22 protein-coding genes and 1 tRNA gene are annotated in these 20,747 nt (G+C 38.9%); 19 read left to right on the forward strand and 4 right to left on the reverse strand.

Annotated elements, in window-relative coordinates:
• The first annotated feature begins 3 nt into the window (after nt 1-3).
• From ACLKL2_RS17990 to ACLKL2_RS18025, 8 genes are all read left to right on the forward strand, one after another.
• Nucleotides 4-573, forward strand: a complete 570-nt coding sequence (locus ACLKL2_RS17990) for a UPF0149 family protein (protein WP_113819853.1) — start codon at nt 4-6, stop codon at nt 571-573.
• An 11-nt stretch (nt 574-584) separates the two neighbouring features.
• Nucleotides 585-1,883, forward strand: a complete 1,299-nt coding sequence (gene pepP / locus ACLKL2_RS17995) for a Xaa-Pro aminopeptidase (protein WP_413692679.1) — start codon at nt 585-587, stop codon at nt 1,881-1,883.
• Nucleotides 1,876-2,238, forward strand: a complete 363-nt coding sequence (locus ACLKL2_RS18000) for a hypothetical protein (protein ID WP_413692680.1) — start codon at nt 1,876-1,878, stop codon at nt 2,236-2,238. Before pepP ends, ACLKL2_RS18000 begins: the two co-directional genes overlap by 8 nt.
• Nucleotides 2,157-3,146 (forward strand): FAD-dependent monooxygenase, encoded by a 990-nt coding sequence (locus ACLKL2_RS18005; protein WP_413692681.1) that lies wholly within the window; start codon nt 2,157-2,159, stop codon nt 3,144-3,146. The genes ACLKL2_RS18000 and ACLKL2_RS18005 overlap by 82 nt, the downstream gene beginning before the upstream one ends.
• A complete protein-coding gene (locus ACLKL2_RS18010) occupies nt 3,143-4,360 on the forward strand; it encodes an FAD-dependent monooxygenase (RefSeq protein ID WP_413692682.1) in 1,218 nt (405 codons plus the stop codon). The genes ACLKL2_RS18005 and ACLKL2_RS18010 overlap by 4 nt, the downstream gene beginning before the upstream one ends.
• Before the next feature lie 156 nt (nt 4,361-4,516).
• The gene (gene fabV / locus ACLKL2_RS18015) at nt 4,517-5,713 is read left to right on the forward strand and encodes an enoyl-ACP reductase FabV (RefSeq protein ID WP_413692683.1); all 1,197 of its coding nucleotides are present in this window, start codon (nt 4,517-4,519) and stop codon (nt 5,711-5,713) included.
• 147 nt (nt 5,714-5,860) lie between these two features.
• A tRNA-Pro gene (locus ACLKL2_RS18020) sits at nt 5,861-5,937 on the forward strand.
• A 47-nt stretch (nt 5,938-5,984) separates the two neighbouring features.
• A complete protein-coding gene (locus ACLKL2_RS18025; RefSeq protein ID WP_113819858.1) occupies nt 5,985-6,944 on the forward strand; it encodes a KpsF/GutQ family sugar-phosphate isomerase in 960 nt (319 codons plus the stop codon).
• A gap of 254 nt (nt 6,945-7,198) precedes the next feature.
• Here ACLKL2_RS18025 and ACLKL2_RS18030 read toward each other — a convergent pair whose 3' ends face one another.
• Nucleotides 7,199-7,462, reverse strand: coding sequence for a DUF1145 domain-containing protein (locus ACLKL2_RS18030; protein WP_413692684.1), 264 nt, complete (start codon nt 7,460-7,462; stop codon nt 7,199-7,201).
• Nucleotides 7,462-8,070 (reverse strand): 16S rRNA (guanine(966)-N(2))-methyltransferase RsmD, encoded by a 609-nt coding sequence (gene rsmD, locus ACLKL2_RS18035; protein ID WP_413692685.1) that lies wholly within the window; start codon nt 8,068-8,070, stop codon nt 7,462-7,464. Before rsmD ends, ACLKL2_RS18030 begins: the two co-directional genes overlap by 1 nt.
• A gap of 97 nt (nt 8,071-8,167) precedes the next feature.
• On the opposite strand from rsmD, the gene ftsY reads away from it, so the two are divergent.
• The 8 genes from ftsY (at nt 8,168) to ACLKL2_RS18075 (ending at nt 14,985) form a co-directional block, all read left to right on the forward strand.
• Nucleotides 8,168-9,853: a signal recognition particle-docking protein FtsY gene (ftsY, locus tag ACLKL2_RS18040; RefSeq protein ID WP_413692686.1), complete on the forward strand. Its 1,686-nt coding sequence runs from the start codon at nt 8,168-8,170 to the stop codon at nt 9,851-9,853.
• 17 nt (nt 9,854-9,870) lie between these two features.
• A complete protein-coding gene (gene ftsE / locus ACLKL2_RS18045; protein WP_113819862.1) occupies nt 9,871-10,542 on the forward strand; it encodes a cell division ATP-binding protein FtsE in 672 nt (223 codons plus the stop codon).
• Nucleotide 10,543: 1 nt separating this feature from the next.
• Nucleotides 10,544-11,323: a cell division protein FtsX gene (locus tag ACLKL2_RS18050; protein ID WP_413692687.1), complete on the forward strand. Its 780-nt coding sequence runs from the start codon at nt 10,544-10,546 to the stop codon at nt 11,321-11,323.
• A 5-nt stretch (nt 11,324-11,328) separates the two neighbouring features.
• A complete protein-coding gene (locus tag ACLKL2_RS18055) occupies nt 11,329-11,535 on the forward strand; it encodes a hypothetical protein (RefSeq protein WP_413692688.1) in 207 nt (68 codons plus the stop codon).
• 124 nt (nt 11,536-11,659) lie between these two features.
• Entirely contained in the window at nt 11,660-11,980 is a 321-nt protein-coding gene (locus ACLKL2_RS18060) for a hypothetical protein (RefSeq protein ID WP_413692689.1), read from the forward strand.
• Nucleotides 11,981-12,090: 110 nt separating this feature from the next.
• Nucleotides 12,091-12,939 (forward strand): RNA polymerase sigma factor RpoH, encoded by an 849-nt coding sequence (gene rpoH / locus ACLKL2_RS18065; RefSeq protein ID WP_113819865.1) that lies wholly within the window; start codon nt 12,091-12,093, stop codon nt 12,937-12,939.
• Between the two features lie 107 nt (nt 12,940-13,046).
• Entirely contained in the window at nt 13,047-13,892 is an 846-nt protein-coding gene (locus tag ACLKL2_RS18070) for a prephenate dehydratase (RefSeq protein WP_413692690.1), read from the forward strand.
• A gap of 172 nt (nt 13,893-14,064) precedes the next feature.
• Complete coding sequence (locus tag ACLKL2_RS18075; RefSeq protein ID WP_113819867.1) at nt 14,065-14,985, forward strand: dienelactone hydrolase family protein; 921 nt, start codon at nt 14,065-14,067, stop codon at nt 14,983-14,985.
• An 82-nt stretch (nt 14,986-15,067) separates the two neighbouring features.
• Here the strand turns inward: ACLKL2_RS18075 and trmA are convergent, their stop codons facing one another.
• Nucleotides 15,068-16,177 carry a tRNA (uridine(54)-C5)-methyltransferase TrmA gene (gene trmA / locus ACLKL2_RS18080; protein ID WP_413692691.1) on the reverse strand — a complete coding sequence of 370 codons (1,110 nt, stop codon included), beginning with the start codon at nt 16,175-16,177 and terminating at the stop codon, nt 15,068-15,070.
• Between the two features lie 323 nt (nt 16,178-16,500).
• Between trmA and ACLKL2_RS18085 the strand changes: the two genes are divergently transcribed.
• Nucleotides 16,501-16,707, forward strand: a complete 207-nt coding sequence (locus tag ACLKL2_RS18085; protein ID WP_413692692.1) for a hypothetical protein — start codon at nt 16,501-16,503, stop codon at nt 16,705-16,707.
• Nucleotides 16,683-17,318: a glutamate racemase gene (murI, locus tag ACLKL2_RS18090; protein WP_413692693.1), complete on the forward strand. Its 636-nt coding sequence runs from the start codon at nt 16,683-16,685 to the stop codon at nt 17,316-17,318. Before ACLKL2_RS18085 ends, murI begins: the two co-directional genes overlap by 25 nt.
• A 7-nt stretch (nt 17,319-17,325) precedes the next feature.
• Here the strand turns inward: murI and ACLKL2_RS18095 are convergent, their stop codons facing one another.
• On the reverse strand, nt 17,326-18,018 hold the full coding sequence (locus ACLKL2_RS18095; RefSeq protein ID WP_413692694.1) for a pseudouridine synthase: 693 nt from the start codon (nt 18,016-18,018) through the stop codon (nt 17,326-17,328).
• A 307-nt stretch (nt 18,019-18,325) separates the two neighbouring features.
• On the opposite strand from ACLKL2_RS18095, the gene ACLKL2_RS18100 reads away from it, so the two are divergent.
• Nucleotides 18,326-20,554 (forward strand): NADP-dependent isocitrate dehydrogenase, encoded by a 2,229-nt coding sequence (locus tag ACLKL2_RS18100; protein ID WP_413692695.1) that lies wholly within the window; start codon nt 18,326-18,328, stop codon nt 20,552-20,554.
• The last annotated feature ends 193 nt before the right edge of the window (nt 20,555-20,747 follow it).

A 20,747-nucleotide genomic window follows, 5' to 3' on the forward strand; every position in this document is an offset into this window, starting at 1 on the left:
GCTATGAATTCTGCTGTATTACCAAGTTTTGATAAAATTTCGCAAGCCCTTGAACAGGCGGAGCTATTCACTAATGCCGCGGAGACCCATGGGGTACTATCTGGCTTTGTATGCGGTGGCATCGCATTGGATGATAAAAGCTGGCAGCCATTGTTTAATGATGTGGTGAATGAAGGGATGGGGTTACCCTCAGAGCTGAAAAAACTGATCGCTGAAATCTACGCTGACGTAGTAAAACAATGTACAGATGATGGATTAGGATTTCATTTATTACTTCCAGCGGACGATAAACCCTTAGATGAGCGTGCAGAAGCAATGGCGCAATGGGCTCAAGGTTTTTTAGTTGGTTTTGGTATGGTGCAACAGTCTCTGAATCAAGCATCGGAAGATGTTCAAGAAGTGATTCGTGATATTCGCGATATTTCTCAACTATCTCTTGATTTCGAACAAGAAGATGAAGAGTCAGAAATTGCATTTACAGAAATTGTTGAGTACCTTCGAGTGAGTGCGATGTTATGTTTTAATACTTTTTCTCGTCAAACATCGTCACCTGTTTCTAACACACTGCATTAATCTGAGAGCTTATGACTGAATTTATAAAACGCCGTCAACAATTTGCCGATAGCATGCTAGATAACAGCATGGCTATTTTCCCTGCTAATCAAGAACTAACCCGAAGCAATGATACTGAATTCCGCTTTCGTCAAAACAGTGATTTCTATTACCTGTGCGGGTTTAATGAACCTGATGCATGCCTGCTATTGATTAAACAAGGTGCGCAACTAACCACGGTTTTATTTAATCGTAAAAAAGATAAAACAGCTGAGATTTGGCATGGTTACCGTATGGGACAAGCTGAGGCAATTAACACTCTCGCAGTTGATCAAGCATATGTTATCGATGAATTCGAAAGTAAATTAAGTGAACTGTTGGTAGGCATTGAAAATTTATATTACCCAACGTTAAGCGGTTTTGCTTTAGACCAGTCTTTAGAAAAAGTACTAAATGGGTTGCGTAGTCAATCTCGTAGTGGCGTGATCAGTACTAATCAATTTTTAGATTGGCGACCTGCTTTACATGAGATGCGTTTATTTAAGAGTGAAGCTGAGCAAGCGATAATGCGTAAAGCCGGTGAAATATCAGCATTAGGTCATGTTCGTGCCATGCAACAGTGCCAACCTGGTATGTTTGAGTTTCAACTACAATTAGAAGTGGAATACGAGTTTGCACGTCAAGGTACACGTGATGTAGCTTATAACAGCATTGTTGCTGGCGGTAATAACGCTTGTATCTTACATTACACGGAAAATGACCAAGTATTACAAGATGGCGATTTGGTGTTGATCGATGCGGGTGCTGAATATCAAGGTTACGCAGGTGATATTACACGTACTTTCCCTGTTAATGGCCGTTTTACAGAAGAACAAGCGATTATTTATCAACTGGTATTAGATTGTCAGTTATTAGCTTTAGCGTTGGTTAAACCTGGTATTAGTGTCTTAGAGATCAATCAACAGGTTGTGACTAAAATGACTGAAGGTTTATTAGCGTTAGGACTGTTAAAAGGTGACTTAAGCAGTTTGCTTGAAGAACAAGCTTATCGCGCTTTTTACATGCATGGTTTAGGGCATCCTATTGGTTTAGATGTGCATGATGTGGGCAATACTGGCACCATTAAATCGCCGCGTGCGCTACAAGCTGGCATGGCTATTACCATTGAGCCTGGTTTATATATTAGCCAAGATGCAGATGTTGATGACCGCTGGAAAGGTATTGGTGTACGTATCGAAGATGATGTCATTGTGACAGAGACTGGCTGTGAAATTTTAACGTCTGCTGTGCCAAAAGAGATTAAAGCAATTGAAGCGTTAATGAATGGCTAAATTATCTCAACCACATCGACCAATACTTGATACGGCAGAGCCGCTTGACGCTATCATCTACGATGTAGTGATTGTCGGGGCGGGGATGTCGGGCTCGTTATTAGCGCTAACCTTGTTAACGCAAAACCCACAATTGAAGGTCTTGTTATTAGACGAAAATGCACAACGTCTAGAGTCCATACAAGAGAAAGAGTTTGAGTACCACCCCAGTTTCGATGCGCGTTGTATTGCATTAAATGCTGGCTCTGTTGATATTTTAAGTGGTTTATCTTTATGGGGGATATTAAAGCCCATGCACAGCCGATTGAAAGCATTCAAGTTTCAGATAAGGGCTACTTTGGTGGTGCTGAGTTAACACCTGAATTATCAGGAGAGGCTTTTGGCTATGTGGTGGAGTTACGTCGCGTAGGTAAAGTTCTGTCACGTACATTAGCGGCTTTTTCCTCTTTAACTACTTTACATCAAGTCAAATTAACAGACTTAAATCAACAACCCGAGCTGATCCAATGTGTTTTGGATAATGGCCAAACGGTGAGTGCAAAGTTATGTGTTGGGGCCGATGGCTGCCATAGTCAGGTGCGAAAATTAGCGCGTATTAGTAGTAGCTTGTCTGACTATCAGCGCAGTGCGATTATTTGTAATGTGCGATGTAATAAAGCCCACAAAAATATCGCCTATGAACGCTTTACTAAAAGTGGGCCGATCGCTTTGTTGCCACTTACGGATAACCGTTTCTCATTAGTGTATTGTGTTGAGAAACAGCAAGCGGAACAGATTGCTGATCTATCTGACAGTGAGTTCTTAGCGCAATTACAGAAAAAGTTTGGTTATCGTGCAGGATTATTTGAGCAAACTGGTAAGCGTGATATCTATCCTTTAAACCTATTAAAAACCACTAAACCACTTTCTCATCGCACTGTTTGTATTGGTAATGCGGCGCATAGTTTACATCCTGTGGCTGGGCAAGGTTTTAACTTAGGGTTAAGAGATCTGTTTGTACTTGCGACTATTATTGCTGCGTCTGATGATGTTGGATCGTTTTCCATGCTAAATGATTATTGGCAATGTCGTGAAAAAGATCACCACAGTACAATTTGGATGACCGATAGCCTAGTGCGTATCTTTAGCAACCATTATCCAATGTTAAGTATTCCTCGTAACATTGGTCTAAAAGCAATGAATCTTTTTCCATTTTTATCTACGCCTATTATCGAACAGTCTAAAGGGCAGTTTGATTTGTTTAACAGAGAGAAATTATCATGATGCAATCCTATGATGTCACCATTGTTGGTGGCGGTATGGTTGGCTTAACGCTAGCCCGCTGTTTAGCGAATAGCACATTGTCGATTGCGATCATAGAGTCTAAGCAACCTGTTGTATTGACAGCAGAGCCTGAAAATCGTGTCAGCGCATTAAGTTTTGCGAGTAAAACCTTATTTGAAAATTTAGATGTCTGGTCACATTTATCTGAGCAACGCGTTACGCCATACCATCAGATGCAAGTATGGGAAAAAGACAGTTTTGGAAAAATTGCTTTTGATGCCAAACAGGTTAATCAGTCTGATCTAGGTTATATTGTTGAAAATACTAATCTACAACAAGCTTTGTTAACTAGCGTGCAAAAGCAGGCGAATGTGAGCTTCTTTTGTCCTGATGCTTTGCAAAATATGGCGATTGGTGACGGCGAAGCTTGGTTAACTTTAGAAAGCGGCAAACAGCTTACTTCTAAATTAGTGGTGGCTGCCGATGGTGCTAATTCATGGGTACGCCAGCAATTAAATATTCCATTAACCCAATGGGATTATCAGCATAATGCGATTGTTGCTACTATTAAAACTGCAGATCCCCATCAAGCTTGTGCTCGACAAATTTTTACCGCACAAGGACCGTTAGCCTTTTTACCTCTATATGGTCAATACACTAGTTCGATAGTGTGGTCATTACCTCCAGAGCAAGCTAGTTTATTGATGGCCTTAGATGATCAAGCTTTCAATCAAGTTTTAGCGCGTACCTTTGATAACCGTTTAGGCTTGTGTGAAGTGCAAGGTAAGCGTCATTGTATTCCGTTAACCATGCGCTATGCACGTGACTTTGCAAAACACCGCGTAGCTTTGATTGGAGATGCAGCACATACAATTCATCCTTTAGCTGGGCAGGGTGTTAACTTGGGGTTACTCGATGCCGCTTGTTTAGCTGAAGAGATCCTCAAACAGGTTGAGCAAGGCAGTGATATTGGCTTGTACCAAAACTTGCGCCACTTTGAACGTTGGCGTAAGACTGAAGCGACTGAAATGATTGCTTCAATGGAGTTATTAAAACAATTGTTCGACGGTGATAATCCAGTTAAAAAAATATTAAGAGATACCGCCTTGTTAATGGCCGATACTATTTCGCCATTAAAAAAACAATTTATTAAACAAGCAATGGGGGTCAATGGCCATAAACCTGCCATCTGTTTACCTAAAGCGCTTGTTTAAAGGCTAAATCATTAACTTGTAACCTTGTTTTTTGGCATTTGCTAAGAGAACAGGTATATTAGCGATAATTTTACTTACGCCTTTGATTAAATACCTCGTTTATTAATAAAACGAGTCTATGATTGAAGGTTTCTAATACCATAAGAGCGAAATAATATGATCATTAAACCAAAGATTCGTGGCTTTATTTGTACGACTACACACCCAACGGGTTGTGAAAAAAACATTCAAGCACAAATTGAATACACTAAAGAACAAGGCAAAATTGAAAAAGGCCCTAAACGTGTATTAGTGATTGGTTCTTCTGCTGGTTACGGCATGTCATCACGTATTGCTGCGGCATACGGTAGTGACGCATCAACGATTGGTGTTTTCTTTGAAAAACCGGCTACTGATCGTAAACCTGGTTCTGCTGGTTGGTACAACAGTGCTGCTTTTGATAAGCAAGCAAAGGCAGATGGCCTATACGCTAAAAGCGTTAACGGTGATGCATTCTCTAACGAAACTAAACAATTAGTTATCGATACAATCAAAGCTGACCTAGGTCAAATTGATGCGGTTATCTACTCAGTTGCTGCGCCAGTTCGTAAACTACCTGATACAGGTGAAGTAGTACGTTCAAGCCTAAAACCAATTGGTGAGACTTACACATCAACGGCTATCGATACTAACAAAGATACGATCATTGAAGCGTCTGTAGAGCCTGCAACTGAAGAAGAGATTGCTAATACTGTTACTGTAATGGGTGGACAAGATTGGGAACTTTGGATGAATGCATTAGCAGAGGCTGGTGTGTTAGCTGAAGGTGTTAAAACCGTTGCTTACTCTTACATCGGTACTGAAATTACCTGGCCAATCTACTGGGATGGCGCATTAGGTAAAGCAAAAATCGATTTAGATCGTGCTTCTACAGCTATCCAAGCACAACTTGATTCGCTAGGTGGTGAAGCTTACGTATCAGTACAGAAGAGTGTTGTTACGCAAGCAAGTGCTGCGATCCCTGTTATGCCTTTATACCTATCAATGGTATTTAGAATCATGAAAGAAAAAGGTTTACATGAAGGTTGTATGGAACAGATTCATCGTCTATTCACAACACAACTATTCAAAGCTGATGGTGCTGCACCAACGACTGATGAAGCACGTCGTCTGCGTCTTGATGATTGGGAGCTTCGTGATGAAGTTCAACAAGCTTGTGCAGAATTATGGCCACAAATCACCACAGAAAATCTGTTTGAATTAACTGATTACCAAGAATACAAAGATGAGTTTTTACAACTGTTTGGTTTTGGTGTTGACGGTGTTGATTACGAAGCTGATGTGGACACATTGGTAGAGTTTGATTGCCTATAATTACGTATTCAATCATTGAATAAATTGAAAATGCCCGCTTTATGCGGGTATTTTTTTAGCAAAGCGTTAAGCTTTAGTATTTGGGAGTAACAAACAGATGACTTTTTTGTTGCAACTTCTCACTAAATAATTAGAATTATGCACCATCGGTATGTAGCGCAGCTTGGTAGCGCACTGTCATGGGGTGTCAGGGGTCAGAAGTTCGAATCTTCTCATACCGACCAATTTCCTCGTTTATTAATTACCTTTCCTCTCATATAAAGGAAGTTTCATGTCTCGCTTTTCATTGCCAGAATCTCAACTATTAAAAGAAGTTAAAACTGTTTTTGAAGTACAAAGTGCTGCAATCACGGATCATAGTAATCAAGTGGGTGAAGCTTACTTACAAGCTTTAGCATTGATGAAAAACTGCCAAGGTCGTGTGATTGTATGTGGTATGGGGAAGTCTGGACATATCGGTACTAAGATTGCTGCAACACTTGCATCTGTTGGTACACCTTCATTCTTTATGCACCCAGGTGAAGCCTTTCATGGTGACCTAGGGATGGTCACTAAAGATGACGTATTACTGCTTATTTCTTACAGTGGGGAGACAGATGAGTTATTAAAAATCATCCCATCATTACAACACTTTGGTAATAAAATCATCTCTATTACTGGCGGCAAAGACTCAACATTAGCCAAGCACTCTGATGTGGTATTGGATGCTAGTGTAGAAAAAGAGACCTGCCCAAACAACTTAGCACCAAGTACGTCTACCACCTTAACCTTAGTGATTGGTGATGCATTAGCGAATACATTAACCTTAGAAAAAGACTTTAGCCCAATGGATTTTGCGCGTTTTCATCCAGGAGGCAGCTTAGGTAAACGATTACTGACTTTTGTTCGTGATGAAATGCGCAGTGATAACTTACCGATTGTTAGTGCACAAACGTCAGTAACAGATGTGTTAATGGTGATGACTGAAACGCGTACTGGCTTAGCTTTAGTGTTAGACGGTGATAACTTACAAGGTGTGATCACAGATGGTGACGTTCGTCGTTTCTTGATTTCTGGTGAAAGTATTGTGGATAGCCAAGCATCAAACTTAATGAATACAACACCTCGTTTAATTTCTGCATCTGCTCGCTTAACCGAAGCGGAAGAGTTAATGCGTGAAAAGCATATTAAATGGCTGGTGGTCAGTGAAGATGGTAAAAAAGTGGATGGTATTATCGAGTGGGGGCAGTAGAACTCGCTAGCCAAAGACTTTAAAGTAGAAAGGATGAACTTGTGTTCATCCTTTTTTGTTTTTAAGGCATCTTCATTAAGAGTACTAGCAACTATACCAATCATAGTAAGTAACTGATCTATTTTACTTGTTAAAACAACTTATTTTTTCGTTGTAAGTTTCGTATAGGGAACAACCATTTACATCAACTTACGCCTCAAACTAAGCCATTTTTCCGGCGCAAAATTTAGATCAGTAATTTAATACAATTGGTATTACATCAAACGGTCTTTAAGTTGCCACATTTTGAACACACCAAAAAAGAAAATCTCAACCCCTTCTTTTTTGGTTAATTTTAACTTTTCAGCAAAAGCCCCATAAATCACTAATAATTGGATTGCATGCATAACGACAACAAAGGCTAATAAAAAGTAGAAAGCCATGGCTGCTTTACCTAGGAAAGGCAATACTAAATTAACCAGTAATAAGCCCCAAATAATCACCATCAAGCCTTTTGCAAAGGGGATAAAATAAGCCATTATTTCTCTCTCTTGAATAATTGATAGCGAACTTGTCCGGCATTTTTCTCTTTTAGTAGCGCCCAATTATTCGGAAAGTTCAAGTTAGTTAAGGTATTTTCAACTTCTACATAAATAAGGCTGTTGTCGGTTAAGTAACCTTGTGCTTCTAATTGGTCGATACAAGGTTGTGCCAAGCCAAGGTTAAAAGGTGGATCAACAAAGACTACATCATATTGTTGGTCGGCTGTTTGGGTTAAATAGCGTAAAGAGTCACCCTGTATCACCTGGGCATTTTCTGCTTTTAATGTGCCGATATTATTTTTTAATTGCGTTGCGACTTGCTTATCTAACTCTAAAAATGTGCAAGATTGGCAGTAACGAGATAAAGCTTCAAAGCCTAAACTACCACTGCCACTGAAACAATCGAGGCAGTTTGCATCACGAATATCATGCATTAGCCAATTAAACAGGGTTTCTTTGGTGCGGTCTGTAGTAGGTCTTAATCCTTGTTTATCTTTGACTGGCAGCTTTTTTCCACGCCATTGGCCTGATATTAATCGGATAAATCCATCGGAGTTGGGCTTTTTGCCTTTTTCTTGGCTTGAAGCTCGTTGATTTTTACGCATATTATTTTAAGTCCGGGAAGCAATAGTGTTAATATAGCAGTTCAGTATGCTCGCTATTTTAGCAGGGTAATCAGCTTGTTAGTAAGGTTTTTAATTAATGTCTAAAAAGAAAGGGTTGTTTTCATGGTTTTCTAAAAAACCAGCCAAGAAAACAGAGCAAGAGATACAGTCAGAAGTATTAGCTCAACAAGAAGCACAGGAAGCGGCGCAACAAGCCGAATTAGCTGAACAGGAAAAAGCGGCACAGGCAGAACAGCAAGCCAAGTTAGCTGCTGAACAAGCTGAACAAGAGCGTCTTGCTATTGAAGCTAAATTAGCAGCAGAAAAAGCAGAAGCAGATAAGCAAGCTCAACTAGCGGCCGAGAAAGCTGAGCAGGAACGTCTTGCTGTAGAAGCTAGGTTAGCGGCAGAGAAAGCTGAGCAAGAGCGTCTTGCAGCAGAAGCTCAACTAGCTGCTGAGAAAGCTGAGCAAGAGCGTCTTGCAGCAGAAGCTCAACTAGCGGCTGAGAAAGCTGAGCAAGAGCGTCTTGCAGCAGAAGCTCAACTAGCGGCTGAGAAAGCTGAGCAGGAACGTCTTGCAGCAGAAGCTAAACTAATGGCTGAGAAAGCTGAGCAGGAACGTCTTGCAGCAGAAGCTAAATTAGCGGCTGAAAAAGCAGAGCAAGAAAAGCTAGCGTTAGCGGTAGAGCAAGCCAAAAAAGAGCAAGCAGAGAAAGCGCGTTTAGCATACCAAGAAGCTCAGCGAAATGCAGAGTTAGCTCGCCAACAGGTAGAGCAAGATGTTGTTGAGGAAATTGAACAAGAGCAACAAGTTGAACCTGTTAGTGAAACTGTTGCCCCACAGGAAGATAAAAAATTAGGCTTCTTTGCTCGTTTTGCTCAAGGGTTAAAGAAAACACGTCTGAGTATTGGTAGCGGTTTATTATCTTTATTCAAAGGTAAAAAAATTGATGATGATCTGTTTGAGGAGTTAGAAGAACAACTGATCGTTGCCGATATTGGTGTGGAAACAACCTTACGTATCATTAATAACTTAACTGATCATGCAAATAGAAAACAGTTAAAAGATGCAGAAGTACTGTATGACCTATTAAAGAAAGATCTGTCTGATATCCTAGATGAAGTTGAGCAGCCGCTAGTCATTGACCAAACCAAAAAACCTTACGTTATTTTAATGGTAGGAGTAAACGGTGTGGGTAAAACCACCACCATTGGTAAGCTAGCGAAAAAATATCAAAACGAAGGAAAATCAGTGATGCTTGCTGCGGGTGATACATTCCGTGCCGCTGCGGTAGAACAGTTACAAGTATGGGGGGAGCGTAACGATATCCCAGTGATTGCCCAACAAACAGGTGCAGATAGTGCATCGGTTTTATTTGATGCAATGGATGCCGCACAAGCACGTGGCGCTGATGTATTAATTGCTGATACGGCAGGGCGTTTACAAAATAAAGATCACTTGATGACCGAGCTAGCTAAAGTGGTGCGTATCATGCGTAAAAAAGATGAGACTGCGCCACATGAGATCATGTTAACCATTGATGCAGGTACCGGACAAAATGCCATTAGCCAAGTTAAATTATTTAACGAAGCGGTAGGGTTAACCGGCGTTACCTTCACTAAATTAGATGGTACAGCGAAAGGCGGGATTATCTTCTCTATTGCCGATCAGTTTAAATTACCTATTCGTTATATAGGCGTAGGTGAAGGCATTGATGATCTAAGAGAGTTTAATGCCAAAGAGTTTATTGATGCACTTTTCTCAAAAGAAGAAGAATCATAACAAGGTAAAAATAGACGATGATATTATTTGAAGAAGTCAGTAAGGTTTATAGTGATGACCATATCGCATTAAATTCCGTTAACTTTCACTTAAAACAAGGTGAAATGGCCTTCTTAACAGGGCACTCTGGTTCCGGTAAAAGTACGTTACTAAAATTAGTTAGCCTAATGGAAAGACCAACGGCGGGGCGAATTGTATTAAATGGTAATGATATCAGTCATATTAAAGGCAACGATATTCCCTATTTACGTCGCCATATTGGAATGATTTTTCAAGATCATCGTCTGTTAATGAATAGAACCGTATTAGATAATGTTGGTTTACCTTTATTGATTGAAGGTTATAGCCGTTTTGAAATTAAACGTCGTAGCCTAGCAGCATTAGAGAAAGTTGGTCTGTCAGGCAAAGAAGATGCCTTCCCAATCAACTTGTCGGGCGGTGAACAACAACGTGTTGGTATTGCGCGCGCTATTATCAACCAACCTCCATTATTACTTGCCGATGAGCCTACCGGTAATCTAGACCCTAAATTGTCATTAGAAATTTTAACGCTATTTGAATCTTTAAATAAGTTCGGTATGTCAGTCTTAATCGCCACCCATGATTTAGGACTAATTGCTAAAATGCGTTATCGTACCTTGACCTTGCGTGAAGGTCATATGATTAATGATGGTCTACTAAGGGATTGATATGAATAACAGTTTGGGTGCAAGCAAAAGAAAATTATCAGGCTCTCCAAAGATTAATAAAGTCTCATTTTTTGGACGTGTCAAAGCCACTATCAGTCAACACATTCATCAACTTGTTCATAACTTTATGGAGTTATGGAAAACCCCATTTGCTACATCGATGACCATTTTAGTATTAGGGTTAGCACTATCATTACCCACAGTATTTCATGTTGTTTATAAAAACGTTGATCGTGTTGGTGGACAATGGGAAAGCGCATCAGAAATCAGTTTATTCTTGAAAAAGGATCTCTCTGAAGAGCAGATACAAGTATTAATCAATAAATTAGGCTTGTATGAGAATATTGAAACGGTTACCTATATCTCTCGTCATCAAGCCTTACAAGAGTTTAAAGAGATGTCGGGTTTCTCTAAAGCCTTAAACTATTTAGATGAAAATCCATTACCCGCCGTATTGATTGTGGTGCCCGTTGAATCAGCAATGAATTCCGCAGGTACTAAGTTGTTAGTGGCTAATTTAGAGCGTGAACAAGATATAGATTTAGTGCGTGTTGATATTGATTGGATTGAGAAACTACAGGCTATCTTCTATTTAGTGGTGGACATTGTAATTGCCATTGCTACCTTATTACTATTGTCAGTGTTATTAATCGTAAGTAATACCATTCGCCTTAATATCCTTAATCAACGTGCAGAAATAGAAGTATTAAAGCTAGTGGGGCAACTAACCGCTTTATCCAATTGCCTTACCTTTACATTGGTGCCTGGTATGGTTTCTTAGGTGGGGTGATTGCGTGGTTATTTTCAACCATTATGGTTATCTGGTTAGAGTCTGGTGTTGTTAACTTAACAGGGCTTTATAAAGCTAAATTTGAGATTATCTCTTTGACCTTTAATGAGTCTATTATGTTATTGTTTATAGGTGCTTTATTGGGGCTTATTGCCTCATTTATATCGGTCAAACAGTACCTAGTGACGATAGAGCCTAAATAATACGCATGAAAAATATCAAAAACATCTGAATTTAAATTAAAGAGATCTGCTTGATCTCTTTTTTTGCCTGTAGAATGTGATCTAGTTCACAAAATAAATTGTGAACAAGGAGCACAGGTGTTTTATGAAAGTTGTTGATATTAAATTGTTACCAGTCTCTTCACCTACTTTTCAAACGTTAATTCAAGAACAGATAGCGGTTCAAAAAGAGACAAAATTAATCGATATAATTGCTGAATGTAAGGAAATATTAGCAATTCGTCTGGATGGGAGGTTAATTGCCTATGCAACTTTTGACTTAATTGATGGTCAAATAATGCGAGTTAACTCTCTACATTTTAGAGATCTATTCCAACATCATGTGTTGGCCCAATATTGGCTATCACGTTATGTTAAGCGAAAAATAGCAGATAAATGTTATTTAAATTTTTTGATAGCCAGTTAACCTTTTTAGCGGCTTAAAATATTTTTATTTTTATTTTGCTACTGTATAATAAGTTGTTTCTTGTTAAGAAACATTTATTAACAAAAACTTAAAGTATTCAAAGGTGAATCATGAGTGAAACAATAAATTCGATGAGTCTCGTTCCTCAAGGAAGTATTGGAGCCTATGTTCAATCTGTTAATTCATTCTCCAAGCTAAGCGCTGAAGAAGAGCAAGAGTTAGCAGAACGTCTATTTTACCAAGGTGATTTAGAAGCCGCTAAAAAACTAGTTATGTCGCATCTGCGTTTTGTTGCGTACATTGCTAAAAGTTATGCCGGTTACGGTTTAGCACAGGCGGATCTGATTCAAGAAGGTAATGTCGGCTTAATGAAAGCTGTAAAACGCTTTGACCCAACTGTGGGTGTGCGTCTGGTTTCTTTTGCTGTGCATTGGATAAAAGCTGAAATTCATGAATACGTTATTCGTAACTGGCGTGTGGTTAAAATTGCCACTACAAAAGCACAACGAAAATTATTCTTTAATCTGCGTAAATCTAAAAAACGTTTAGGTTGGTTTAAGCAGGAAGAAGTGGAAGCTGTAGCGGAAGAACTTAATGTAAGTACTAAAGATGTACTTGAAATGGAGTCTCGTTTAAATGCACAGGATCATTCATTTGATTTAAGTGTTAACGATGATGACGATAATAACTTCGCACCAATGCACTTTCTTGAAGATAAAACAGCAAGTGTTGAAAATCAGATAGAACAGGAAAATACAGAGTCTCATACTAAAAACAAACTGTATTCAGCCTTATCGACGTTAGATACACGTAGCCAAGACATTCTAAGTTCACGCTGGTTAAGCGAGCCTAAAGCAACACTGCATGATTTAGCTGCTCGTTATGATATTTCAGCTGAACGTGTTCGCCAATTAGAGGCCAACGCCCTGAAAAAATTAAAAACCAATATGGATTTTTAATTAGTTAAATTAAAGGTGAGCAACTAGCTCACCTTTTTTATGTAAAACTCATTATTTATTGAATATAATCCCTAGCCAATTTCCTTTTCTATTACTCTCGGTATTTTATGCTTACTATTGCAACGCTTGGCCCTAAAGATACATTTTCTGATTTAGCTACAAAGCGCTACATACAAGCAATCCAAGCCAAACAACCTGTACAAACTGCCGATATTAAATACTACGGTACCTTAACCCAGACTTTTCAGGCAGTGGGTAAAGAGTGTCAATTAGGTGTTTTACCTATTGAGAATTTATCGGAAGGTTATGTTCAAGTTGTATTAGACCAACTGTTAGATACTAAATTATCAGTTATTTCTGAGCTGTTATTACCTATTCAGTTTTCCTTTGCGGGTTTTTGTGAAGAGATGTCTGACTTAACAGACCTATATGTGCAATTTGTGGCACATGGGCAGTGTGCTGAGTTTATTAATAGTTTGGAAGGGGTAAAAATTCATAACACTCAGAGCAATATAGAGTCTTTAGTGTTAGCTAAAAAGCATGGTAAAAATGCGGGGGCGATTATTCCTCAACATGCACTTTCTCATGCACAAGATGCCAATATCATTAATAACGATGTAACTAATTACGCGAATAATCAAACACGTTTTTTAGTGCTTTCAGAAACACCGCAGGCGCGTATTGCTGACAAAGAATATAAAACCACTTTAGTGGTTAATAACAAGCAAGACTGTCCTGGTGTGTTAGGTAATATTGTGAGCGCCTTTGCATTACAGAAAGTAAATTTAACCTCAATAATGTCTCGACCAACACGTTCACAAATTGGTAATTATCACTTTTTCATCGATATTGATGGTCACCAAGAAGATCTGCATATTGCGACAGCCTTAGCTGAGATACAGTCATCCTATGACGTGACCGTGATTGGGTCATATATTAAGGCGCTTAATTAAGCGTCAAAACTCAACCTTTCCAAGTTTGTGAAAACTAAAATATTCCTTTCTTTTAGACAATTCCTTAATAATATAATGGTTATTAATTAATTTACACTTGCTTAAAAAATAGTTATGTTTTGAACGATCGTTTCTTTATTTCTAATAAATTTTAAATAATGAGAGTGTTAATATGACTAAATCTACACAGTTAAAATCGGAAACAGAAGAGCAAAGCACAGTGCAAATACCGCAGGAAGCCTTCGATTGGTATGACGAATATGCACACGGTGATATTGATAGACGTACTTTCTTAAGACGTTTAGCGGGTATTGCTGGCGCAGGTGTTACGCTTGCGACATTATCAACAGCACTAACTCCTAATTATGCACTAGCAGAGCAAGTCTCTTTTAATGATGATGATATTACTGCAACCTATGAAAAATTTGCATCACCAGACGGACACGGTGAAGGGCAAGGTTACTTTGTGACGCCAAAAACTGTTGAAGGTAAGTTACCTGTTGTATTAGTCATTCACGAAAACCGTGGTCTTAACCCTTACATCAAAGATGTTGCTCGCCGTCTTGCTAAAGCAGGCTTTATTGCCTTTGCGCCTGATGCTTTATATTCCTTAGGTGGTTATCCAGGGAATGATGATGAAGGTAAAGTAATGCAAAAATCATTGGATAAAGAGAAGATCGAGCAAGACTTTATCGCTGCTGCTGATTTCCTGAAAACACATCCATTAAGCACAGGTAAATTAGGCGCGGTTGGTTTCTGTTTTGGTGGTTATATCGTTAATTTCCTTGCCGCCACTGTGCCAGATAAGTTAGATGCTGGTGTGCCTTTTTATGGAACACCTGCCGCCGCAGAAATCAGAAAAAACATTAAAGCCCCGTTAGTGATTCAACTGGCAGAGTTAGATAAAAGGGTGAATGCTTATTGGCCTGAGTATGAAGCTGACTTGAAAAAATACGATGTGGACTACGAGATGTTTATGTATGAAAAAGCCAACCATGGTTTCCATAATGACTCTACAGCGCGTTATGTACCGACTATGGCTGAATTAGCTTGGAAACGAAGCATTGACTTCTTTACTGAGAAATTAACTTAATCCTGAACAGCGAATCAGTATGATTGCTATTATAACTAAAAGGGCTGAATAGATTATCTATTCAGCCCTTTTACATTGTCAGTTAATCATAACGTTTCACTAAGTACACACCGGCTTCAGTGTGATGAGTGTAAGGGAACTGATCAAATAAAGAGAAACGCTTAATATCATGGGTTTGTGTAAAGACTTCTAAGTTCGCTTTCAAGGTCTCAGGGTTACAACTGATGTACATAATATTATCGTAGGTTTGTACCATTTTTACCGTTTCATCATCTAACCCAGCACGCGGTGGATCAACAAAGATGGTGTTACATTGATAACTTGATAAATCGACATTCTTCTCTTTTAAACGGTTAAATTCACGCACACCATTAATAGCTTGGGTAAACTCTTCTGCTGACATACGCACGATCGTGACGTTATCGATGTTATTTGCCGCGATGTTGTATTGTGCTGAGTTCACTGAAGGCGTTGAAATTTCAGTGGCTAATACACGGTTAAAGTTTTTAGCCAGAGCAAGTGAGAAGTTACCATTACCACAGTACAGTTCTAACAAATCACCTTCACTATTACGGGTACATTCAATGGCCCAATCCAACATTTTTTCTGAAATCTTACCATTTGGCTGGGTAAAGCTATTTTCAACTTGTTGGTAGATCAACTCTTGTCCATCAACTTGTAGTTTTTCAATGACGTAATCGTGGTCAACAATAAGTTTTTGCTTACGAGCGCGACCAATGAAGTTAATCTTAAATTCTCCCGATAAACGTTCTTTAAGTGCTTTAATAGCCGTTAACCATTCTTCATCCAATATTTTATGGTAAAGAAAACTAACCATAATTTCGCCGCTCATACTGGATAAGAAATTCGCCTGAAAGAGCTTATAACGAAGAATGGGAGAGACTTTTAACTCTTCAACTAACCTTGGCATTAATTGATTGATTAGCTCGCTTGCAGGTGGGAATTGGTCGACACGAATACGCTGACGAGTCTCTTGATCCGTCATGTAGAAGTATAAATCCATATCTTCATGCCAAACACGGAATTGGCTGCGCATACGATAATGTGTTTTTGGAGAAGTAAAACACTCTAATTCAGGTAATTCAAAGGTCGAAAAAAGGCGATTAAATTGTGCTTTTTTAGCGTCTAATTGTGATTCATAATTATCCGGATCAACAAACTCTATGCTCATTTCTACCTCTGTATTCTATTGCTTTTTTGGCGCTATTCTTTCAATAACATATAAATGGAGGGGCATTCTAAAGCAGGCGCTTGAGCTTGGCTAGGTTATATCATTCTATTTCTTTATTTATCTGTTCAGGCACAGGTTTATTACAGTCATGAACACGCTATCTTATTTGCTAAATCCATGAAAAATTAGTTGTTCTTTTAAAAGAAAAGGTAAGGAGTTAGCTTAACTTGTATTATCACGTTGTTATTTCCTCTAGATAAAATTTAGGTCCGTTATTTAATCTAATTGGTATAAAATAGTTTTTTTCTCTAGGAAGTGGGTTAATGTCTGTAAAACGTGTACTTATATTTGATTCTGGTGTGGGTGGATTGTCTGTTTTTGAGCAGGTAATTAAGCTTAACCCTGGTATTCAATGTCAGTATCTTTTTGATAATGCTTACTTCCCCTATGGTGAATTAAAGCAAACCCAATTAGTAGCACGGCTTACTCAGTTACTAACGGACTTTTGCAACAATATCCAGCTGACTTGATTGTCATTGCCTGTAACTCAGCCAGCACCGTTGCCCTAAAAGCCCTACGCCAACACTTTACTATTCCGATTGTTGGGGTGGTACCTGCCATTAAACCTGCGAGTTTAGTGACTCGTAATAACGTGATAGGTTTACTGGCCACTCCTGGTACTATTGCTCGTGATTATACCCATAAATTGATCTCGCAATTTGCTGCAGATAAAAGCGTATTAAGTATTGGCTCTACGCAATTAGTTAAATTGGCGGAAGATAAGTTAATGGGGAAACTACTAAGCCAAGATGAGTTTATGGATATTTTAGCCCCTTGGTTATCCCAAAACGCCAGCATGCCAGATACTTTAGTTTTAGGGTGTACACATTTCCCTTTATTAAAAACAGAGATACAAGCGTGTTTTAACACTGAGGTAAACTTGGTGGATTCAGGTGAAGCGATTGCCTTAAGAGTAAAGCAGTTATTGGGGGAAGAGCAAAAGCTTGATTTACAGAGCCAACAGGCTAATGCACATCAAGCTTTTTATACTAAGTTGTTTAACGATAACCAACACCTAGCTGCATTAACACAGAGTTTTTCTGGTTATGGTTTTAATGAGTTACAGCTTTGCAATCTATAAACCAAGGTTACAGTACCTTATAAGTGCCATTATCTAAGTCTTTAATTGTCCAATCGCCGATTGCATAGCGAATAAGTCGTAACGTAGGGAAACCAATGTTAGCTGTCATTCTGCGGACTTGGCGGTTACGGCCTTCCATAATAGTAATGCTTAACCACGTGGTTGGGATATTAGCGCGTTCGCGGATCGGTGGATAACGCTCCCAAATTTCAGGGTTATCCATAATTTTAGCTTTCGCGGGTAAGGTTAAACCATCTTTTAATGTAACCCCTTTACGTAGCTTATCTAAATCCGCTTCAGTAGGCACACCTTCTACTTGTACCCAATATATTTTGGCTGTTTTCTTACCAGGTTGAGTAATTTCAGCTTGTAATTGCCCATCATTGGTTAATACCAATAATCCTTCACTGTCTCTATCTAAGCGTCCTGCTGCATAGATATTAGGAATATCAATATAGTCCTTTAAGGTTTCTCGCATGCTATCGGTATTGCCTTCATCGGTAAACTGGCTCAATACATCGAATGGTTTATTAAACAATACAATCTTCTGCATTGATTTAGGCATGACTTTTTTAGGAACAAAGGTTTTATGCGCCGCTTTCTTTACATTAAAGTGAGTGGGTTTTTTAGTTGGGTGTTTACGCTTATTTTCACCTGTTTTGTTATTGTTACTTTTTTTATTGATGGGAGCTTGAGTCACTTATGTTCCTTAACACAGTTGAAAAAGGTTAAGTATATCAGAATAAAAAATTCACGCAGTGCAGTGATTAAATGGTATGTTTAAGGGTGTCGAATAATCATGTTTTCAGTTGTTTTGTTACTAGCTTGTAACATATACAGTGCATGAATGGTGATCAAGGTCACATTTAAACCTTTGAGATAAGAGCACTAAACTAGATAATTTTGTTTTTTTCGATATGATATCGGCTTAATTATTTTGTGTAACAAACTGATAACATTTTTTACGCAATTAATTCACTTCATAAATTTTTGTTAAAGGAAATAAAATGACAGATAAATCAGCAAAGATCATCTATACACAAACAGATGAAGCACCTGCGCTTGCAACTCACTCTCTATTACCGATTGTTAATGCCTTCACTAAAGCTGCAAACATTGTTGTAGAAACGCGTGATATCTCTTTAGCTGGTCGAATCATTGCTAACTTCTCGGATAAACTGCCAGCAGATCAGCAACAAGCAGATTCGCTAGCCGAATTGGGTGAGTTAGCTAAAACACCTGAAGCAAATATTATTAAATTACCGAACGTAAGTGCATCGATTCCTCAGCTACAAGCTGCGATTAAAGAATTACAAGCACACGGTTTTGACTTACCGGCTTACCCTGAAGTAGCAACAACTGACGAAGAGAAAGACACACAAGCGCGTTACGCAAAAGTGTTAGGTAGTGCAGTAAACCCTGTATTACGTGAAGGTAACTCAGACCGTCGTGTTGCTGATGCAGTAAAACAATACGCACAAGACAACCCACACCGTATGGGTAAATGGTCTACAGAATCTAAATCGCATGTTTCAAACATGTCTGAAGGTGATTTCTACAGCTCTGAGCAATCTGTTGTATTACAACAAGATGATGATCTGAAAATTGAATTCACTAATGCAGCTGGCGAAACATCAGTATTAAAAGCGTCAACGCCTGTATTAAAAGATGAAGTTATTGATTCATCTCGTATGAGCGCTTCAGCATTACGTGCTTTCTTTGAAAAAGAGATGACAGCAGCAAAAGAAGACAACATCATGTTATCGCTTCACCTGAAAGCAACGATGATGAAAGTATCTGACCCAATTATGTTTGGTCACGCTGTAACGGTTTACTTTAAAGATGTATTTGCTAAACACGCTGACCTATTTAAAGAGTTAGGTGTTGATGAGCGTAATGGTCTAGGTGATGTATACGCTAAAATCGCTACTCTACCTGCTGATCAAAAAGCGGCTATTGAAGCTGATATCCAAGCGGTTTACGCAACGCGTCCAAGCCTAGCAATGGTAGATTCAGATAAAGGGATTACTAATTTACATGTACCAAGTGATGTGATCATCGATGCTTCTATGCCTGCTATGGTTCGTTCTAGCGGTCAAATGTGGAATGCAGAAGGTAAACTTGAAGATACTAAAGCATTAATTCCAGATCGTTGTTACGCAGGTATCTACGAAGAAACAATCAAATTCTGTCGTGAAAATGGCGCATTTGACCCAGCAACTATGGGTAACGTCTCTAACGTTGGCCTAATGGCACAAAAAGCCGAAGAGTACGGTTCACATGACAAAACATTCCAAATCACTGAAGCGGGTACTGTAAAAGTAACTGATTCAGCAGGTAATGTATTGATGTCTCACGATGTTGAGAAAGGTGATATCTGGCGTATGTGTCAAGCTAAAGATATTCCAATCCGTGACTGGGTTCGTTTAGCTGTAAGCCGTGCGCAAGCAACAGGCCAACCAGCTATCTTCTGGTTAGATGAAAAACGTGCACACGATAAAAACCTTATCGAAAAAGTAAATGCTTACTTAAAAGATCACGATACAACGGGTCTAGATATTCAAATTTTAGCCCCTGTTGAAGCATGTAAATTCTCACTACAACGAGTTAAAGAAGGTAAAAATACTATCTCTGTAACGGGTAACGTTTTACGTGATTACCTAACGGATCTATTCCCAATTTTAGAGTTAGGTACGAGTGCTAAAATGCTTTCAATCGTACCGTTACTTGCAGGTGGTGGTCTATTTGAAACAGGTGCAGGTGGTTCAGCTCCTAAGCATGTTCAACAATTTGTTGAAGAAAACCATTTACGTTGGGATTCACTAGGTGAGTTCTTAGCGCTAGCGGTATCTATTGAAGATATCGCGGCTAAAACAGGTAATGAGAAAGCAGTTGTACTAGCTGAAGCATTACATGTAGCTAATGGTAAATTCTTAAAAGAAGATAAATCTCCTTCTCGTAAAGTAGGTGAATTGGATAACCGTGGTAGCCACTTCTACCTAGCAATGTACTGGGCTGAAGCCTTAGCTACTCAAACTAAAGATGTTGAGCTACAAGCACAATTCAAACCACTAGCTGATTCACTACTAAGTAATGAAGCTGTGATTGTACAAGAGCTGAACGATGCACAGGGTGTGCAAGTTGATTTAGGTGGTTACTTCCATACTGATCCAGCTAAAGTAACTACTGCAATGCGTCCAAGTAAAACGTTAAATGCTGCTGTAGATAATATCTAAATCTGCAATAGGCATATTGTGATGCAATAACTTTTGCATCTACATAAAAACCATTAGGTCGATGACTTAATGGTTTTTTTTGCCCATTATTTGAAGTCAGCGATAGTAATTACTTTAACAAGGGGAATAGAGTAGTTAATGAGAGTGATTGATATTAATACCAATCATAGTAAGTAACTGATCTATTTTACTT

It is taken from the genome of Psychromonas sp. KJ10-2, from assembly GCF_047323255.1.
Taxonomy (GTDB): Bacteria; Pseudomonadota; Gammaproteobacteria; order Enterobacterales; family Psychromonadaceae; genus Psychromonas.

Excerpts from the sequence above, each read along its gene's own strand:
- ACLKL2_RS17990 (WP_113819853.1), top strand. The coding sequence starts at position 4 with ATGAATTCTGCTGTATTACCAAGTTTTGATAAAATTTCGCAAGCCCTT.
- pepP (WP_413692679.1), top strand. The coding sequence starts at position 585 with ATGACTGAATTTATAAAACGCCGTCAACAATTTGCCGATAGCATGCTA.
- ACLKL2_RS18000 (WP_413692680.1), top strand. The coding sequence starts at position 1,876 with ATGGCTAAATTATCTCAACCACATCGACCAATACTTGATACGGCAGAG.
- ACLKL2_RS18005 (WP_413692681.1), top strand. The coding sequence starts at position 2,157 with ATGGGGGATATTAAAGCCCATGCACAGCCGATTGAAAGCATTCAAGTT.
- ACLKL2_RS18010 (WP_413692682.1), top strand. The coding sequence starts at position 3,143 with ATGATGCAATCCTATGATGTCACCATTGTTGGTGGCGGTATGGTTGGC.
- fabV (WP_413692683.1), top strand. The coding sequence starts at position 4,517 with ATGATCATTAAACCAAAGATTCGTGGCTTTATTTGTACGACTACACAC.
- ACLKL2_RS18025 (WP_113819858.1), top strand. The coding sequence starts at position 5,985 with ATGTCTCGCTTTTCATTGCCAGAATCTCAACTATTAAAAGAAGTTAAA.
- ACLKL2_RS18030 (WP_413692684.1), bottom strand. The coding sequence starts at position 7,462 with ATGGCTTATTTTATCCCCTTTGCAAAAGGCTTGATGGTGATTATTTGG.
- rsmD (WP_413692685.1), bottom strand. The coding sequence starts at position 8,070 with ATGCGTAAAAATCAACGAGCTTCAAGCCAAGAAAAAGGCAAAAAGCCC.
- ftsY (WP_413692686.1), top strand. The coding sequence starts at position 8,168 with ATGTCTAAAAAGAAAGGGTTGTTTTCATGGTTTTCTAAAAAACCAGCC.
- ftsE (WP_113819862.1), top strand. The coding sequence starts at position 9,871 with ATGATATTATTTGAAGAAGTCAGTAAGGTTTATAGTGATGACCATATC.
- ACLKL2_RS18050 (WP_413692687.1), top strand. The coding sequence starts at position 10,544 with ATGAATAACAGTTTGGGTGCAAGCAAAAGAAAATTATCAGGCTCTCCA.
- ACLKL2_RS18060 (WP_413692689.1), top strand. The coding sequence starts at position 11,660 with ATGAAAGTTGTTGATATTAAATTGTTACCAGTCTCTTCACCTACTTTT.
- rpoH (WP_113819865.1), top strand. The coding sequence starts at position 12,091 with ATGAGTGAAACAATAAATTCGATGAGTCTCGTTCCTCAAGGAAGTATT.
- ACLKL2_RS18070 (WP_413692690.1), top strand. The coding sequence starts at position 13,047 with ATGCTTACTATTGCAACGCTTGGCCCTAAAGATACATTTTCTGATTTA.
- ACLKL2_RS18075 (WP_113819867.1), top strand. The coding sequence starts at position 14,065 with ATGACTAAATCTACACAGTTAAAATCGGAAACAGAAGAGCAAAGCACA.
- trmA (WP_413692691.1), bottom strand. The coding sequence starts at position 16,177 with ATGAGCATAGAGTTTGTTGATCCGGATAATTATGAATCACAATTAGAC.
- ACLKL2_RS18085 (WP_413692692.1), top strand. The coding sequence starts at position 16,501 with ATGTCTGTAAAACGTGTACTTATATTTGATTCTGGTGTGGGTGGATTG.
- ACLKL2_RS18100 (WP_413692695.1), top strand. The coding sequence starts at position 18,326 with ATGACAGATAAATCAGCAAAGATCATCTATACACAAACAGATGAAGCA.